Source organism: Flavobacterium sp. A45, from assembly GCF_002001005.1.
GTDB lineage: Bacteria > Bacteroidota > Bacteroidia > Flavobacteriales > Flavobacteriaceae > Flavobacterium.
The window spans coordinates 1-372 of the sequence record NZ_MUNX01000003.1 but is presented as its reverse complement, the minus strand read 5'-3'; the positions used below and the strand labels follow the sequence as shown (position 1 = coordinate 372).

General features: G+C 44.9%; 1 protein-coding gene. It reads left to right on the top strand.

All coding sequences use genetic code 11. The features are described 5' to 3' along the window. A partial coding sequence (locus B0E44_RS18665) for a hypothetical protein (RefSeq protein WP_165688740.1) occupies positions 1-372 on the top strand: 372 nt, incomplete at both ends.

Sequence of the window (372 nt, the reverse complement as noted above, 5' to 3'; positions counted from 1 at the left end):
ATCAGACAGGAACAAGATTCCCAGGAGCAGACGGTTGTACGGCAGATCAAGTGTTGAACTTAACTGTAACGCCAAAACCTGCAGATATAGTAACGAATCAAACGATTTGTTCGGGAGCGACCTTCACATGGAACGGTACGGATTATACAACGAATCAGATAGGAACAAGATTCCCAGGAGCAGACGGTTGTACGGCAGATCAAGTATTGAACTTGACTGTAACACCAAAACCTGCTGATTTAGTTACGAATCAAACGATTTGTTCGGGAGCGACCTTCACCTGGAACGGTACGGATTATACAACGAATCAGATAGGAACAAGATTCCCAGGAGCAGACGGTTGTACGGCAGATCAAGTATTGAACTTGACTG